Origin of the sequence: Novosphingobium oxfordense, from assembly GCF_044029435.1 — a bacterium.
Lineage (GTDB): Bacteria > Pseudomonadota > Alphaproteobacteria > Sphingomonadales > Sphingomonadaceae > Novosphingobium.
Genome location: NZ_CP147005.1, coordinates 976,691 through 992,224, shown reverse-complemented (window position 1 = coordinate 992,224; position 15,534 = coordinate 976,691). Strand labels below are relative to the sequence as shown.

General features: G+C 64.7%; 17 protein-coding genes and 2 tRNA genes. 8 read left to right on the top strand and 11 right to left on the bottom strand.

What is annotated here, in order from left to right; all coding sequences use genetic code 11:
* Positions 1-9: 9 nt before the first annotated feature.
* A complete protein-coding gene (locus tag WBP07_RS04495; protein ID WP_395394513.1) occupies positions 10-867 on the top strand; it encodes an SDR family NAD(P)-dependent oxidoreductase in 858 nt (285 codons plus the stop codon).
* 53 nt (positions 868-920) lie between these two features.
* The gene (locus WBP07_RS04490; RefSeq protein ID WP_395394511.1) at positions 921-1,841 is read left to right on the top strand and encodes a TIGR03619 family F420-dependent LLM class oxidoreductase; all 921 of its coding nucleotides are present in this window, start codon (positions 921-923) and stop codon (positions 1,839-1,841) included.
* 183 nt (positions 1,842-2,024) lie between these two features.
* Here WBP07_RS04490 and thiE read toward each other — a convergent pair whose 3' ends face one another.
* Together thiE and WBP07_RS04480 are read right to left on the bottom strand one after the other, a co-directional pair.
* On the bottom strand, positions 2,025-2,663 hold the full coding sequence (gene thiE / locus WBP07_RS04485) for a thiamine phosphate synthase (protein ID WP_395394510.1): 639 nt from the start codon (positions 2,661-2,663) through the stop codon (positions 2,025-2,027).
* A gap of 27 nt (positions 2,664-2,690) precedes the next feature.
* Entirely contained in the window at positions 2,691-3,239 is a 549-nt protein-coding gene (locus WBP07_RS04480; RefSeq protein WP_395394508.1) for a hypothetical protein, read from the bottom strand.
* A gap of 144 nt (positions 3,240-3,383) precedes the next feature.
* On the opposite strand from WBP07_RS04480, the gene WBP07_RS04475 reads away from it, so the two are divergent.
* Positions 3,384-3,971 (top strand): hypothetical protein, encoded by a 588-nt coding sequence (locus WBP07_RS04475; RefSeq protein ID WP_395394507.1) that lies wholly within the window; start codon positions 3,384-3,386, stop codon positions 3,969-3,971.
* 75 nt (positions 3,972-4,046) lie between these two features.
* Here WBP07_RS04475 and WBP07_RS04470 read toward each other — a convergent pair whose 3' ends face one another.
* The 5 genes from WBP07_RS04470 to tkt form a co-directional block, all read right to left on the bottom strand.
* Positions 4,047-4,958 carry a fructose bisphosphate aldolase gene (locus WBP07_RS04470; RefSeq protein WP_395394505.1) on the bottom strand — a complete coding sequence of 304 codons (912 nt, stop codon included), beginning with the start codon at positions 4,956-4,958 and terminating at the stop codon, positions 4,047-4,049.
* A gap of 58 nt (positions 4,959-5,016) precedes the next feature.
* Positions 5,017-6,147, bottom strand: coding sequence for an acyltransferase family protein (locus WBP07_RS04465; protein WP_395394504.1), 1,131 nt, complete (start codon positions 6,145-6,147; stop codon positions 5,017-5,019).
* A gap of 24 nt (positions 6,148-6,171) precedes the next feature.
* The gene (locus WBP07_RS04460; protein WP_395394503.1) at positions 6,172-7,371 is read right to left on the bottom strand and encodes a phosphoglycerate kinase; all 1,200 of its coding nucleotides are present in this window, start codon (positions 7,369-7,371) and stop codon (positions 6,172-6,174) included.
* A gap of 252 nt (positions 7,372-7,623) precedes the next feature.
* Positions 7,624-8,631 (bottom strand): type I glyceraldehyde-3-phosphate dehydrogenase, encoded by a 1,008-nt coding sequence (gap, locus tag WBP07_RS04455; RefSeq protein WP_395394501.1) that lies wholly within the window; start codon positions 8,629-8,631, stop codon positions 7,624-7,626.
* A gap of 16 nt (positions 8,632-8,647) precedes the next feature.
* A complete protein-coding gene (gene tkt / locus WBP07_RS04450; protein ID WP_395394500.1) occupies positions 8,648-10,636 on the bottom strand; it encodes a transketolase in 1,989 nt (662 codons plus the stop codon).
* Positions 10,637-10,846: 210 nt separating this feature from the next.
* Between tkt and WBP07_RS04445 the strand changes: the two genes are divergently transcribed.
* The 4 genes from WBP07_RS04445 to WBP07_RS04430 all read left to right on the top strand — a co-directional run bounded on the left by WBP07_RS04445 (position 10,847) and on the right by WBP07_RS04430 (position 12,543).
* Positions 10,847-11,032 carry a hypothetical protein gene (locus WBP07_RS04445; protein ID WP_395394499.1) on the top strand — a complete coding sequence of 62 codons (186 nt, stop codon included), beginning with the start codon at positions 10,847-10,849 and terminating at the stop codon, positions 11,030-11,032.
* A complete protein-coding gene (locus WBP07_RS04440) occupies positions 11,029-11,406 on the top strand; it encodes a cell division protein ZapA (RefSeq protein ID WP_395394498.1) in 378 nt (125 codons plus the stop codon). The genes WBP07_RS04445 and WBP07_RS04440 overlap by 4 nt, the downstream gene beginning before the upstream one ends.
* Positions 11,407-11,722: 316 nt before the next feature.
* A complete protein-coding gene (locus WBP07_RS04435) occupies positions 11,723-12,325 on the top strand; it encodes a 5-formyltetrahydrofolate cyclo-ligase (RefSeq protein ID WP_395394496.1) in 603 nt (200 codons plus the stop codon).
* A 2-nt stretch (positions 12,326-12,327) separates the two neighbouring features.
* Positions 12,328-12,543, top strand: coding sequence for a DUF2842 domain-containing protein (locus WBP07_RS04430; RefSeq protein ID WP_395394495.1), 216 nt, complete (start codon positions 12,328-12,330; stop codon positions 12,541-12,543).
* Between the two features lie 153 nt (positions 12,544-12,696).
* Here the strand turns inward: WBP07_RS04430 and WBP07_RS04425 are convergent.
* Together WBP07_RS04425 and WBP07_RS04420 are read right to left on the bottom strand one after the other, a co-directional pair.
* Positions 12,697-12,773, bottom strand: a tRNA-Asp gene (locus WBP07_RS04425).
* A gap of 63 nt (positions 12,774-12,836) precedes the next feature.
* Positions 12,837-12,913: transfer RNA gene (locus WBP07_RS04420), tRNA-Asp, on the bottom strand.
* A 222-nt stretch (positions 12,914-13,135) separates the two neighbouring features.
* Here WBP07_RS04420 and WBP07_RS04415 point away from each other — a divergent pair.
* Entirely contained in the window at positions 13,136-13,603 is a 468-nt protein-coding gene (locus tag WBP07_RS04415) for a hypothetical protein (RefSeq protein ID WP_395394494.1), read from the top strand.
* 7 nt (positions 13,604-13,610) lie between these two features.
* On the opposite strand, the gene WBP07_RS04410 is transcribed toward WBP07_RS04415, so the two are convergent.
* Positions 13,611-14,195, bottom strand: a complete 585-nt coding sequence (locus tag WBP07_RS04410) for a YdeI/OmpD-associated family protein (protein ID WP_395394492.1) — start codon at positions 14,193-14,195, stop codon at positions 13,611-13,613.
* Positions 14,196-14,212: 17 nt separating this feature from the next.
* Positions 14,213-15,532, bottom strand: coding sequence for a dihydrolipoamide acetyltransferase family protein (locus tag WBP07_RS04405; protein WP_395394490.1), 1,320 nt, complete (start codon positions 15,530-15,532; stop codon positions 14,213-14,215).
* Positions 15,533-15,534 lie beyond the last annotated feature (2 nt).

The window sequence follows — 15,534 nt, the reverse complement described above, 5'->3', positions numbered from 1 at the left end:
AGAACGGGTGTGGATGGCTCAGTCATCGACCTGACGGGAAAAGTCGTGTTCGTCACCGGCGGCGGCGGCGGGATCGGACGTTCCGTCGCGCTCTGCATGGCCGATATGGGCGCGGATGTAGCGATCCTGGATGTGATCCCCGAACGCTGTGAGCAGATGACCGAACTGGTCGAAGCACGCGGACGACGCGCACTCTGCATCACCGGCAATGCCATGGATGTTGAGGTCGTGCAGAACGCCGTCAGTGAGGCGGCGCGCCATTTCGGGCGGCTGGACGTGCTGGCGAACAACGTCGGCGGCGTGACGCGGCGGCCCTTCGCGGACCTTACCGAGAAGAACTGGCGCCGGCATATCGACCTCAACCTCGTGTCCAACCTCGCCGCGACACAGGCCGCGCTGCCGATCATGATCGAGAGTGGAAACGGCGGATCGATCATCAACGTCACCAGCATCGAAGCCTCTCGCGCGGCGCCGGGCTATGCCGTCTATGCCGCGTGCAAGGCCGGCATCAACAATCTGACGCGCACGCTGGCGGTGGAACTGGCCCACCACGGCATCCGCGTGAACGCCATCGCGCCGGACTACACGGTGACGCCGGGCACGCGCGGGCAGTTCGCCGGGCCGGTCGATCCGGAGCTTTGGTATCGGCCCACTCCTGCGCAGGAAGAAGCGATCCGTCGCCGCATCCCGCTGGGCCGGGCCGGCATCGACGAGGAGTGCGGGCGCGTCGCCGTGTTCCTCGCCTCCGACCTCGCCAGCTACGTCACCGGCACGATCATCCCGGTCGACGGCGGCACCTGGGCCTCTGGCGGATGGGTGCGCAATGATCGGGAAGACTGGGTACTGCCACCCGAAGCGTCCGCCTGAAATTGAACGCCTGAATTCGAACGCCTGAATTCGAACGAACGAAAGAGCCAAGCATGACCTTCACGCTCAGCACCAGCCTGCCCTTCGACCGGGTCGACAAGCCGCAGGAATACGGCACCATGGAAGCCGTGCACGAGATTGCACGCACCGTGGAAAAGGCGGGCTTCTATGCCGGCACCGTCACCGATCACCCCGCGCCCTCAGCCCGCTGGTTGGATGCGGGCGGCCACTATGCGCAGGACCCGTTCGTCATGCTCTCCATGCTGGGCGCGGTGACGACAAAGCTGCGACTGCAGACCAACATCCTCGTCCTGCCCTATCGCAACCCCTTCGTGGTGGCACGTGGGGTATCGACGCTGGACCACTTCACCAATGGCCGCGTGATCCTGGGCCTTGGCGCGGGGTACATGAAGGCGGAATACAAGGCGCTGGGCGTCGATTTCGACAGCCGCAACGACCTGATGGACGAATACATCACCGCCATGAAGCTGGCCTGGACGGGGGAGGACTTCACGTTCGAGGGCACCGGCTACACCGCGCTCGGCAACCGCATGCTGCCGACGCCGGCGCAGAAGCCCAATCCGCCGCTGCTGGTGGGCGGCAATTCGAAGCGCGCGCTGCGCCGTGCGGCCGAGATGGGCGATGCCTGGCACCCCTTCTTCGTGCCCAAGTCAGTGACGGACACCGCCCGCACCGCCAATCTGGAGGGTGACGAGGATATCAGCGAAGCCATCGCCTACATGCACGCCCATGCCGAGAAGATCGGCCGCGCGGAGCCGCCGAAGGTCATCGCCTCGTCCACTTATTCGATCAAGCAGGGCTGGAGCGCGCAGGAAGCGCTGGACCACTTCGCGCATCTGAAGTCGCTGGGCATTCATGGTGCCGGGGCGACGGTCTATGCCGAAACGCGCACGGAGTATTGCGAGCTGGCGCTGAAGTTCGGCGAGGATGTGATCGCGAAGATCGATTTTTGACGGTTGGGGCCGGCATACGCCAGACCCAACCGATCAATCCAAACACCCCGTCGCCCCCGCGAAGGCGGGGCCCCGCTTCCTTCTCGCCGCCGATGAAGAACAAGCGGGATCCCCGCCTTCGCGGGGATGACGAGGTTCTATTGGGCTAGTTTAGCGGTCATTGGGCGAACGCCCGCGTTCGCCTCAGGCCATCGCGCCGGTAATCGCCTCGTGGAAGGCCTTCACCGCAGCCGCTTCGTCGCCGTTCCACACCGCGCCCGAAACGGCGAGGAAATCCGCGCCCGCCTTCACCAACGGCGCGCAGTTCTCAGGCGTGATGCCGCCGATGGCGACGCAGGGGATCTCGAAGATCGCCTGCCACCATTCCAGCAGGTCCAGCCCGGCCATGTGCTTCACATCCTTGGTGGTCGTGGGGAAGAACGCGCCGAAGGCCACGTAGTCCGCGCCCTCCTCACCCGCGTCCATCGCGAGATGGCGGCTGTCGTTGCAAGTCACGCCGATCTGCGCATCGCGGCCAAGGGCATCGCGCGCTTCTTCGACCGAGCCGTCTTCCTGCCCCAGATGCACGCCGTCCGCGCCAAGGCGTTTGGCCAGGCTGGCGGAATCGTTGACGATGAAAGCAACGTCGCGGGCGGCGCAGATCTTCTGCAACGGCTCTGCCAGGCGTGCTGCCTCATGCTGGTCCACGTCCTTGACGCGGAACTGGAACGCCGCGACCGGCCCGGCGTCCAGCGCGCGGGCAAGGCGATCGGGAAAACCACCCGTCACATCGAGGGGCGAAATCAGGTAAAGCTGCGTCGGTTCGCGTTCGTTCTCTTCCATGTGCGCGCACCTAGCCTTTCACGGGCCTCAGGAAAAGACTTCCTCTTCGAAGTAGGCATCTTCGCGCTCACGATTGACGGTTCGGAGCGCGGCCACCGCAAACAGCACGATCGTCAGCCGCAGAACCGCGTGCAGCGCTTCTGCGGCGGTGTCGAGACTCCACCCCGGCGCGGTCAGCGCAAGATAGATGCCGGTTGCGGCGGCGAGACTTACCCAACCGATCAGCACGCGCACCAGAACGCGCGACGGCCGCCAGACCAGCGTGACCGCCAACGCGAAACCGATCAGGATGTCGACCGCCATCGGCATCGGGATCAGCTCCGTGCGGAAGGCGTCGGCCACCAGCCAGAAGGTTTCGCCTGCCAGCAGGGCAATCGCCCGGCGCAGCATCGGATCGAGCGAGGGACGGAACAGCGCGATCAGCTTCGTCGCCACCAGCGCGGCGAAAAACGGCGGCAGAATCAGGACCAGCGCGTTCTCCGGCAGGAAAAGCGGCGCGACCTTCACTGACGCCGCAGCCGCGATCCAGAGCAGCGTCGGACCTCCAAAGCCGGTCGATTTCGTGAAATTGGTCATGGTTTCCCCGATGGTAACAACAGATCCTAACCATCTCGTCCGCCGCCGAAAAGCACCATTCGTTCGGGGCAGGTTCAGGCCCGGCCGATAGGTTTCGCAATGGCATTCGGAACCGCAAGTCCGTTCAAGCTATGTGGGAGGAACATGAAAAGACGCGCCGCGACGCCCGCCCTTTCGCCCATCGTTGCGATTGCCCTGATGGCCTTCGCCATGGCCGGATGCCGTATCATTCCCGATGGCGGAGGGGCTTCGGACGCCTTTCCCAAGCCGCCTTCCCGCCCTGCGCAGACCTATCCTCGGCAGCAGCCCCCGCCAGCGCCGCCGCCTGCCCCTGCCTACACGCCGCCGAGCGATCCGGTCGAGCCCGTGTCCGAGCCCATATCGGCACCGGCACCTGCTCAGCCATCACGCCCCTATCAAGGCCCACCACTGGCCTACACACGCATTGGCGAGACGGTCTTCGTCGATGGCCCCAAGGTCACGCCGCTTTCGCTGATCGAGGACAGCCGGTGCCCGCAAGGCGTGCAATGCGTCCAGGCCGGGCGGCTGAGGCTGCGCATCCGTGTCGATCTCGGCTCCGGTTCGCACAAGATCGACCTGACGCTGGGGCAGCCGGTGCAGGTCGCGGACGGCACGCTGGAACTGCGGGACGCGCAGCCCGGCCCTGTCGCCGGAAGCAAACCCGCGCCGTTCGCCTATCAGTTCGGCTTCCGCTTCATGGGCGGCATCTGAAACGGAAAAGGGCGGTAAAACGGAAAAGGGCGGCGCCCTGCGGCACCGCCCTTCCCTGTTTTGTGATCGAGTGGATCAGGCTGCCGTTGCGGCGGCAACCTTCTGGGTCGAACCCTTGTAGATTTCGTCGATCGCGTCGCTCAGCGCGGCGTCGAACTCGGCGTCGCTCATCTGCGAGCGCAGGTCCTGCAGCAGCGCACGGCTGAAGCTGGCGATGATGCCCTTGTTCTTGGCCAGTTCGGCGCAAGCTTCGGGACGCTCATAGCCACCCGAAAGCGCGACCACGCGCAGCACCTTGGGATGCGAGACGAGCGGATCGAACGTGCCCGGCACGATCGGCAGCGAAAGCTTCAGCATCACCTGCTGGCCTTCCGGCAGCGCGTCCAGGTTCTTGAGGATTTCGGCGAGCAGGATCTTGTCGCACTCGGCGCGGGTGGCGCTCTTGATGTTCACCTCAGGCTCGACGATCGGCATCATGCCGTGCGAAATGACCTGCGCGGCGATCTCGAACTGCTGCTTGACGACGGCGGCGATGCCTTCCGCATTGGCCGAGTTGATCACCGAACGCTCCTTGGTGCCGAACACGCCCAGCGCCTTCGAACGTTCCAGCAGCGCGTCCAGCGTCGGCATCGGCTTCATCAGCTGCACGCCGTTCGCTTCGTCCTCAAGGCCCTTGTCCACCTTGATGAACGGCACCACGCCCTTGGCGATCAGCGCCTGCGGGGTGGGAATGCCGTTCACTTCGCCGTCCATCGTGCGTTCGAACAGGATAGCGCCGAGAACCTTGTCACCGGTGAAAGAAGGCGACGAGATGATGCGCGCGCGCATCTGGTGGATCAGGCCGAACATCTCTTCTTCGGTCGACCAGGCGCCTTCTTCGATGCCGTAGCCCTTCAGCGCCTTCGGCGTCGAGCCGCCGCTCTGGTCAAGCGCGGCGATGAAGCCGTTTCCGCCGGCTATCTTGGCCGTCATCTCAGAAAATTCCATGGGTTTCTCCTCCTAGATTTGCTCCGGCGAACCGGAGCGAAACGGTTTGTCCGCGCCCTCAGGGCAGCGGGTGGGCGGCCGCGTGGCGCATCACCCGCGCCATCGCGCGGCGGCGCAGCAGGCCGCTCAGCAAAGTGCGGGCCGGCACGTCGATCCAGCGCACGCAAAGCCATGCGATCGCAAGGCACAGGCCAAGGAACACGAAGGCCATCAGCACGGCATCGTAATGCAGATCGTCCTTGAAGTAACGCATCGGCTCGATCACGGCCCAATGCACGGCGTAGAGCGCGAAGGACACCTCCCCCACGAACCAGGCCATGCGCGCGAAACGGCGCGAAGGCTCCACGCGCGATCCGCACCAGACCAGCAGCGGCGAAAGTACCAGCGCGCAGACAAGGTCGTATTCGGTGGTGGAAATGAACTGCGGATCGGCCATCAGCATGGCCGCTATGGCGACAAGGCACGCAACGCCAGCCCATGTCGCCGGGCGGTGTTCGGGCTGCGGCAGCTTTGCGATCAACATGCCGATTCCGAACGAATAAAGCGTGCGGGCCAATGCGATCGACCATTCGTGCCAGACCGCGCCGATGTTGCCCGATCCGTTCTCCAGCACCGCCGGCACGAACCACGCGGCGGACAAGGCGCAGACCACTGCCACGCCCAGGCGAGGCAAACGGAACAGCAGCACGATCATCGCGAAATTGGCGACCAGTTCGTAGAACAGCGACCATGCCGGCACATTCAGCGGAAACAGCGTGTTGGTCAGCGGCGACGGCAGCATGAGTGCATTGATGCCGGTGCTGATCAGAATGGTCTTGAGGCTCAGCGAAGTGTCGCCGCCGCTGTGGAGGCGGGCAAGGCCCACCACCGTCGTCAGCGCGACGCCGACGAGGAACAGCGGATAGAGCCGCACCAGGCGCTTCAGCATGAACTCGCCCGTGCCCATGCCTGCCTGCCAGCGTGGCAGGTAGCTGGTGGCGAGCACGAAGCCCGAAAGCGCGAAGAAGAAGTCCACCGCCACGTAGCCGTGCGGGGCCTGCGAAATGTTGAAGTGGAACAGCGCGACGGCAAGCGCGGCGATCCCGCGCATGCCGTCGAGCGTTACATAGCGGCCGTGCCAAGGCGGGCGCGGGGCTTTCCAGCCCTGAGCATCAACGGGATTCGCAGCAAGGTGACCCGATGTGCTCATGTGCGCCGCCCCAGCCCTGCCCGATCAGGCTTCGAGAGCCGCCACGCCGGGCAGTTCCTTGCCTTCCATCCATTCCAGGAAAGCACCGCCGGCGGTCGAGATGTACGAGAAGTCGTTCGCTACGCCCGCATGGTTGAGCGCGGCAACGGTGTCCCCGCCGCCCGCGACCGAGACCAGCGAACCCTCGCGGGTGAGCGCCGCCGCCGTCCGGGCCAGGGCCACGGTGGCAGCATCGAAGGGCACAGTCTCGAACGCGCCGAGCGGGCCGTTCCACACCAGGGTGCGGCAGGTCTTGAGCACGTCTCCCAGCGCTTCCACGGCGAGCGGACCGACATCGAGGATCATCTCGTCCGCAGCGACTTCGTGGACGTTGCAAGTGCGCAGGCTGGGCGGATTGGCGGCGAATTCCTTCGAGACCACCACTTCGTAGGGCAAGTGCACGGTGCAACCGGCTTGGTCGGCGGCCGCGAGAATCTCGTTCGCAGTGCCGGTCAGGTCATGCTCGCAGAGCGACTTGCCCACGTCCACGCCCTTGGCGGCGAGGAATGTATTGGCCATGCCGCCGCCGATGATGAGGTGATCGACCTGGGTCACGAGGTGCTTGAGCACGTCGAGCTTGGACGAGACCTTGGCGCCGCCGACCACGGCCGCGACGGGCTTCTCCGGCTTGCCCAGCGCCTTTTCCAGCGCTTCAAGCTCGGCCTGCATCGAGCGGCCGGCATAGGCGGGCAGCACGCGGGCAAGGCCCTCGGTACTGGCGTGGGCGCGGTGGGCGGCCGAGAACGCGTCGTTCACGTAGAAATCGCCGTTCGCGGCGATCGCCTGGACGAGTTCGGGATCGTTCTTTTCCTCACCCTTCCAGAAGCGGGTGTTTTCGAGGATCGCGATGTCGCCCGCACGCAGGATGCCGACCGACTGCTTGACCACGTCGCCCGCCACTTCCGGCACGAACATCACTTCCTTGCCGAGCACCTTCTCGACCGCGCCGACCACCATCGACAGCGACATGCTGGGCACGCGCTCGCCCTTGGGGCGGCCGAAGTGGGCGAGCAGGAGAACCTTGGCGCCCTTTTCGGCGAGTTCCAGAATCGTCGGGGCGGCGGCGCGGATACGGGTATCGTCGGTGACGACGCCGTCGTTCATCGGCACGTTGAAGTCGACGCGCACCAGCGCGACCTTGCCGGTCACGTCACCAAGGTCATCAAGGGTCTTGAAAGCGCTCATCGTTCGATCCTTATCTTGTGCTCGTCGTGCAGCGAAGACCCGTCATCCCAGCGAAAGCTGGGACCGCTGGCCGGTTGCGACCAACTATCGTCAGGACGTCCTGCTGCAAGGTGGCGTTCACGGCCAGCGGTCCCAGCTTTCGCCGGGATGACGAGGTCGTGTTATTCAGCACTGCGCCGCGAAAGCCCGTGAGGGCTTCCGCGGCGACAGCAAGGACGGTGGATCGCTTTCGATCCACCGTCATAGTCATTGTCAGAGCAGGCCTGCCATCACGCCGGCCGTGTCGACCATGCGGTTGGAGAAGCCCCACTCGTTGTCGTACCACGACAGGACGCGGACCAGCTTGCCTTCGAGAACAGAAGTCTCAAGGCTGTCGATGGTCGACGAGTGTGCGTCGTGGTTGAAGTCGATCGAGACCAGCGGCTCTTCGGTGTAACCGAGCACGCCCTTGAGTTCGCCTTCGGCCGCTTCCTTCAGCAGCGCGTTGACTTCCTCGGTGGTGGTGTCGCGCTTCGGCACGAAAGTCAGGTCGACGACCGAGACGTTCGGGGTCGGCACGCGGATCGACGAACCGTCGAGCTTGCCCTTCAGGTCCGGAAGAACGAGGCCCACGGCAACGGCGGCGCCGGTGCTGGTGGGGATCATGTTCATCGCGGCGGCGCGGGCGCGGCGCGGATCCTTGTGGATCTGGTCGAGGATCTTCTGATCGTTGGTGTACGAGTGGATCGTGGTCATCAGACCGCGCTCGATACCGATCTTCTCATGCAGAACCTTGGCAAAAGGCGCCAGGCAGTTCGTGGTGCACGAGGCGTTCGACACGACGACGTGCTCGGCGGTCAGTTCCTTGTGGTTCACGCCGTAAACGACCGTGAGGTCCACGCCCTTGGCCGGGGCCGAGACGAGAACGCGCTTGGCGCCCGCGTCGATGTGCTTGCCGGCGCTGGCCTTGTCGGTGAAGAAACCGGTGCATTCCAGCACGATGTCCACGCCCTGCGCGGCGTGCGGCAGGTTCGCGGGATCGCGCTCTGCCGTCACGTGGATGCGCTTGCCGTTGACGACCAGATCGTTGCCGTCAACTTCCACGGTACCTTCGAAAGTACCGTGGACGCTGTCGCGCTTGAACAGGAGAGCATTGGCCTTGGCGTCCGCCAGGTCGTTGATCGAAACCAGCTCGAGGTCATGGTCCGTGCGTTCGAGAATGGCGCGGGCGACATTGCGCCCGATGCGTCCGAAACCGTTGATCGCAACCTTGGTCGCCATAGGTAAATTCTCCTGTTTACACGCTAAGCTTGTTGAGGATCTTCGGGACGATCGCCTCGACGGTGAAGCCGAAGCGAGCGAACAGGTCCTTGGCCGGGGCCGAGGCACCGAAGCGGTCGAGACCGATGTTCAGGCCGCCATTGCGGCTCTGTGCGGTATAGCGTTCCCAGCCCATGGTGACGCCGGCTTCGATCGAGACCTTCAGGATCGATGCGTCGTTGGGCAGGATTTCATGGTGGTAGGCTTCATCCTGGGCCGCGAAGAGTTCCATGCACGGCATGGACACTACATCGGCACCGATGCCCTGCGATTCAAGCTCCGCACGGACCTTGACCGCCAGTTCGACTTCCGAACCGGTGGCGATCAGGATCACCTTGCGCTCTGCCTCTGCATGGCGAAGCGTGTAGGCGCCGCGGGCCGAGAGCATGTCGCCGGTCTTGCGCAGCTGCGGCAGGTTCTGGCGGGTAAGCGCCAGCACCGAAGGCGTATCCTGCGATTCCAGGGCGACGTTCCAGCACTCCGCCGTCTCGATCACGTCGGCCGGGCGGAACACGTAGAGGTTCGGGATCATGCGCATCGACATGACATGCTCGACCGGCTGGTGGGTCGGACCGTCTTCGCCAAGGCCGATCGAATCGTGGGTCAGCACGTAGATCGCGCGGGTCTGCTGCAGCGCCGACAGGCGGATCGCATTGCGGCAGTAGTCCGAGAAGATCAGGAAGGTGCCGCCGTAGGGGATCACGCCGCCGTGCAGCGCCATGCCGTTCAGGGCAGCGGCCATGCCGAATTCACGGATGCCGTAATAGACGTAGCGGCCGCCGTAGTTGTCCGGCGTGAACGGGTCCTGGCACTTGGCCTTGGTGTTGTTCGAGCCGGTAAGGTCGGCCGAGCCGCCGATCATCTCGGGGATCGCCGGAGCCAGCACGTTCAGCCAGTTTTCCGAGGCCTTGCGGGTGGCGACGGTGGATTCGCCTTCCAGCCATTCAGCCAGCTTGGCGCGGATCGCGTCGGTTTCTGGCAGCTCGCCGGCCATGCGACGGGTGAATTCCTCACCCTTGTCCGAAGCGGCCAGGCGGGCGAACCATTCGGCGTGGGCCTGCGCGCCAGCTTCGCCCAGCGAACGCCAGTCGGCCAGGATTTCGGCGGGCACTTCGAACGGAGCCGAGGTCCAGCCCAGATATTCGCGGGCAGCGGCCACTTCCGCCTCGCCCAGCGCGGAACCGTGAACGTCGTGGCCGCCCTGCTTGTTGGGGGCGCCCTTGCCGATCACCGTCTTGCAGGCAACGAGCGTGGGCTTGTCCGAAGCGGCAGCCTGGCCCAGCGCGCGTTCGATGTCGGCGAAGTCATGGCCATCGCACTCGAACACGTCCCAGCCCGAAGCGCGGTAGCGCGCCGGAATGTCTTCGCTGGTCGAAAGCGAGGTGTCGCCATCGATGGTGATCTTGTTGTCGTCCCACAGGACCTTCAGGCGGCCCAGCTTCAGCGTGCCGGCCAGACCGATGGCTTCGTGGTTGATGCCTTCCATCAGGCAGCCGTCACCGGCGATCACCCAGGTCTTGTGGTCGACCAGATCGTCGCCGAACGTGGCGTTGAGCTGACGCTCCGCCATCGCCATGCCGACGGCCATGGCCAAGCCCTGGCCCAGCGGGCCGGTGGTGCACTCGACGCCTTCGATCAGGAAGTTTTCCGGGTGGCCGGCGCAGACCGAGCCAAGCTGGCGGAAGTTCCGGATGTCGTCCATCGTCGGGCTGGCATAGCCGGTCAGGTGGAGCAGCGAGTAGATCAGCATCGAGCCGTGGCCGGCGGACAGCACGAAGCGGTCGCGATCGGCCCACTTGGGCTGTGCAGGATCGAACTTCAGGAACTTCGAGAAGAGGACGGTGGCGACATCGGCCATGCCCATCGGCATGCCGGGGTGGCCGCTGTTGGCGGCCTGTACCGCGTCCATGGAAAGCGCCCGGATGGCGTTGGCCATCGGCGCGAGACGGTCGGCTGCAAGGGTCATCGGGTGGCTCCGGTAAACGGAAAAAGGAACGATTCGGCTTGCCGACCCCCTTTAGGGAGAGGCCAGCGGGCGTCAAGTTCACCCGCACCGCAATCATGCGTGGCCCTCGGACCATCGCGTGGTGGCACAAACTCTTCGTTTCGTCGAAGCAATTGTCGGCAAACCGTGCGGATTTCTTGCCTTTTCGCGGTTTCGCGGTAACCGAGTTCCATGAATGAAGTATCGATCGGCCAGGTCGTTGAACGCATCGAGGCGGCACTTGCGCGCCTCGACAAGGCGATCCCCGAAACAGTAGAGCAGCGGGCGCGCGATGCACGCCTGCGGACCACGGTGGAACACGCGCTGGGCGAACTCGACGAGCTGCTGGCGAAACCGGCGGCGCGAGATCAGCGATGAGCAACGTCAACCTCACCATCGGCGGGCGCAGCTTCACCCTGGCCTGCGCGGACGGGCAGGAACCGCATGTCGAATACCTCGGCCGCCTGATCGACGAGAAAGTGGCCGCAGCCGGCGCCGTCGGCCAGACCGAGACGCGCATGCTGCTGTTCGCGGCGATCATGCTGGCGGATGAAGTGCATAACTTGCGCGAAGCGGCTGCCGCTCCGGCGGTTTCCGCGCCCCCTCCGGCGCCCGAGCCGGCTCCAGCCCCCGCTCCGCCCCCCGCTTCGGCCCCAGAATTTCCGCCGGAAATGGCCGCACGGCTCAGCGCAATCGCCGAACGCATCGAAAATCTCGCCGACCTCCTTGAGGGATCGGCCAAGACCTCCTAATTAGGGGGGGACGGGATCTGCCCGGCACGAGCCGTTCGAACATCCCTGAGGCTATAAGCAAATCCAAGGGGGCTGTCCCTGTCTGGACCCTGGTCCGGAATACATGGTCCCCACCTGACGTGAAGGCGTCAGAGGATTTCTAGGCAACCGACCCATGGTGGACCCGTCACCCCCTCCCCAAACGACCCTTTCGGGGGCTTAACCCAGCCCCGCGGAAACTCGCCCTTTCCAACATATGTCATGTTGGAAATCCAACATGCCGAAAGAGACCGCAGGTGTTACTGTGCGGCTCCGAATGCCAGGAATGGGATCACCGGTGGATTCGTCACCCCCTCTCTCCCCCGCGACCGAAAAGACCGCGCTGCGCCGTAAACATCGCGCGGCACGGGCCGAACATGTTGCCGCCCTCCCGCAGGGGCTGCGCGCGCTGGTGCTGAACCGGCCGCCCGCACCCGTGGCCGAGATGATGCCGGAGGGGCTGACCATCGGCCTCTACGCCCCGATCGGCGATGAAGCCCCGGCCTTCGGCTGGGCGCGCTGGCTGTCCGAAAACGGGCGCAGGGTCGCCCTGCCGTGGTTCGAATCGCGCGAATCGCCGATGAAGTTCCGCCGCTGGGACAATCCCTTCGACGAGGAACAGCTGACGATCGGCCCCTGGGGCGCACTTCAACCGCTTCCCGAAAGCGATCCGGTGGTTCCCGCCATCGTCATCGTGCCGCTGCTGGCCTTCACGGCGGAAGGGCATCGACTGGGCCAGGGCGGCGGCCATTACGATCGCTGGCTCGATGCCAATCCCGACGTGCCCGCAATCGGGCTTGCCTGGGATTGCCAGTTGGCCGACACCCTCCCCATGGAACCGCACGACCGCATCCTCGACGCGGTGGTGACGCCGACCAGAATATATGAGGGAGCGATCTGACCTTGCGAGAGACACCGACTCTCAGAATCCCGCTCGGCGTGTTGGGGCTGTTCGCCGTCCTGATCGCCTATGGCCTTTTGATCGCGCGTTATCTGGCCCCGGTGATGGCCGAATGGCATCCGCTGTTCCAGACGCCGGTCTACGTCACTCTAGGTGTCGTCTGGATATTGCCGCTGAAGCGGTTCCTGATCTGGATGGAGACCGGGCGCTGGGGGTGATTCCCCGGCGCTTTTTATTTTCGTCTCGCGATTCTTTTTTGGCCGCCTCGCCGCCTGTCTTCACGCTGACATGAGTCGCGCGGACAAAAGAAAAGGCCGGGGGTTAACCCGGCCTTTTTCGTTTCATTGCTTTACCACTTCCCGTGAAGGAAATGGCGCGAGTGACGGGGCTCGAACCCGCGACCTCCGGCGTGACAGGCCGGCACTCTAACCAACTGAGCTACACCCGCGCAGCAATGTATGTGAGGCTTTCAGACTACCTCAAGTCGCTGGATTACCAGCATTTTCCCAAGTGGCGCGAGTGACGGGGCTCGAACCCGCGACCTCCGGCGTGACAGGCCGGCACTCTAACCAACTGAGCTACACCCGCGTTCTTGCGGTTGCGTCCGCTTGGGAGCCGCGCCTCTATGGCAGGTGCCCCACCCTGTCAACGGGAATGACCCGAACAATGAAAAGTTTTTATCCACACCCCGAATTTTCTCGCGGCATCCACACGCCGCCCTGATCGGCGCCGATCGACGTTAACCATATCTTGGCGACTGGAATTGCACGAAATGTCCCGTCCGCACGAGGACGGCAGAGGATTGTCTCGATGAAAGCAGGCCGCCGGTTCCATCTGGCCATGGCGCTCACGCTCGCAAGCGGTGCGCTCGCTTCCAGCCAGGCGCATGCGGAAATGCGGATGGAAGCCCCCGTGGCGACCGCCAGCGCCGTCTATGTAGAACGGACCGGCCCCGCCGCCTCCCGCCGCCTGGAGCCCGCCAGCCGCCTCATGCGCGGGGATCGGGTCGTCACCATCCTCACGTGGTCCCGCACGGGCGGAAACGGCAGCTTCGTCATCACCAATCCGATGCCCACCGCGCTCTCCTATGAAGAGAGCGCGCAGGACCTTCAGGAGGTCTCCGTCGACGGCGGGCGAACCTGGGGCCGCATCGGATCGCTGAGAATCGGCAACCGCCTCGCAACGCCCGAGGACGTCACCCATGTCCGCTGGCGCATTCCTGCGCAGAGCGCGGCGCGTGGACGCGGCCAGATAACCTACAGCGGCATCGTGCGCTGATTCAGGCTCAGCAGCGCTCGTACTTCCAGTTCCGGCGCTTGCCTTCGGAAATCCACTCGACTGCCTGAGCCATGCGCTTCGTGCGCGTGGCCTCCGCCTTGGCCTCGGTAATCCATTCCAGATATTCGCGCTGCTGGGACGGTGAAAAGGCATCGTAATGCCCCTGCGCGGCCGGAGAGGCCGCCAGTGCCGCCGCGAAGTCATCCGGCATCGGAATTTCCGCCTTGGGCGCGCGCGGCGCGGCACGCTTCAGCGCGGTGCCCTTTTCCAGCACCCTCGCCTCAGCGGCCTGCAATTTTTCGATGAGTTCGCTTTCAGACGGCAGATCGCCGATCGCGGCGATTCGTCCGAACTGGCCCATGGCATCGCCCTGTCGCCCGTCTCCGTGGATGACGAAAGTGCAGTGCGCCTTGAACGCCGCCATCCCGGCAACGTTCTTACCTTTCACCAGATAGTGCGGCATGCCCCATTTGATGGCCTCTTCGGCCTCGGGCAGCGCGCGGTGCGCGATTTCGCGCAAGTGGGTTAGGATCGGGCGGGCAAAGTCCGCGGCCTTTTCGATATAATCGTCGACGCGCGGATCCTTGCCCATGAATGCCCTCTCCCGGTTTAGCCTGCGAGAATCAGCGCCGGCGCCTCGATCAGCTTCTTGAGGTCCTGCGCGAAGCTGGCCGCATCCCAGCCATCTACCACACGGTGATCGCAGGACATCGAGATATTCATGATCTTGCGCTTCTCGATGCGCTCCACGCCATCGGCGCCCTTCACGAACATCGGCCGCTCGACGATGCGATTCGGACCGATGATCGCAACTTCGGGACGATTGATGACCGGCGTGGTGGCTACGCCGCCCATCGGCCCGAGCGAAGTGACGGTGATCGTCGAACCCGAAAGCTCGGACGACTTGGCGGAACCGTCGCGCGCGGCATTGGCAAGGCGGCCGATCTCGGTGGCGAGCTGCCACAGGTTGCGATCCTGTGCGTCGCGGATAACCGGCACCATCAGGCCCGCCGGAGTCTGCGCCGCCATGCCCAGATGGACCGAGCCGTAGCGCGTCACCACGCCCGCCTCGTCATCATAATGCGCATTGAGCATCGGGTACTTGGGCAGCAGCTTACAGATCGCCGTGATCAGGAACGGCAGCATCGTCAGCTTGGGTCGATCTCCCCGCCCAGCGTTCAACTGCGCGCGCGTTTCCTCAAGCGCCGTCACGTCGAATTCCTCGACATAGGCGAAGTGCGGGATCTGGCGCTTGGACGCGGCCATGTTCTCGGCAATGCGGCGACGCAGACCGATCACGCGCACCTGTTCGTCCTTACCCCGCATACCGGCAGGCTGGAAACCGCCCGAGGCATTGTAGGACAGGAACGCGTCGAGATCGCCGTGCCGCACGCGGCCGTCTTCGGCAGGGCGGACTTCGGCCAGATTGATGCCCAGGTCCGACGCGCGCTTGCGAACGGCCGGGCTGGCCATGACCTTTGCATGAACTGCGGCCGGTGCCGGTGTCGATGTCGGCGCGCGCGTTTCTGCAGGCTCAGCCGGAGCGGGCTTGGGCGCCGGTGCCGGTTCGGGGGCAGCGACAGGTGCCGAAGCCGGCGCAGGAGCCGCCTCCACAACGTCCACCTCCACTGAAGCAACCGCTGCAACGGTCTCGGCAGGCCTGCCACCGTCAACCTCGTTACCCGCGCCTTCGACCTCGATCACCACCAGCGGCGATCCGATCGCGATCACGTCACCCGCCTCGCCGGCCACTTCGACGACCACGCCCGAAACCGGGCTTTCCATCTCGACCGTCGCCTTGTCGGTCATCATGTCCGCAACGCGGTCGTCTTCCTCGATCCGGTCGCCGATCTTGACGTGCCAAGCGACGATCTCGGCCTCGGCAATGCCCTCACCGATGTCGGGGAGCCTGAAAGTATAGCGTCCCATCA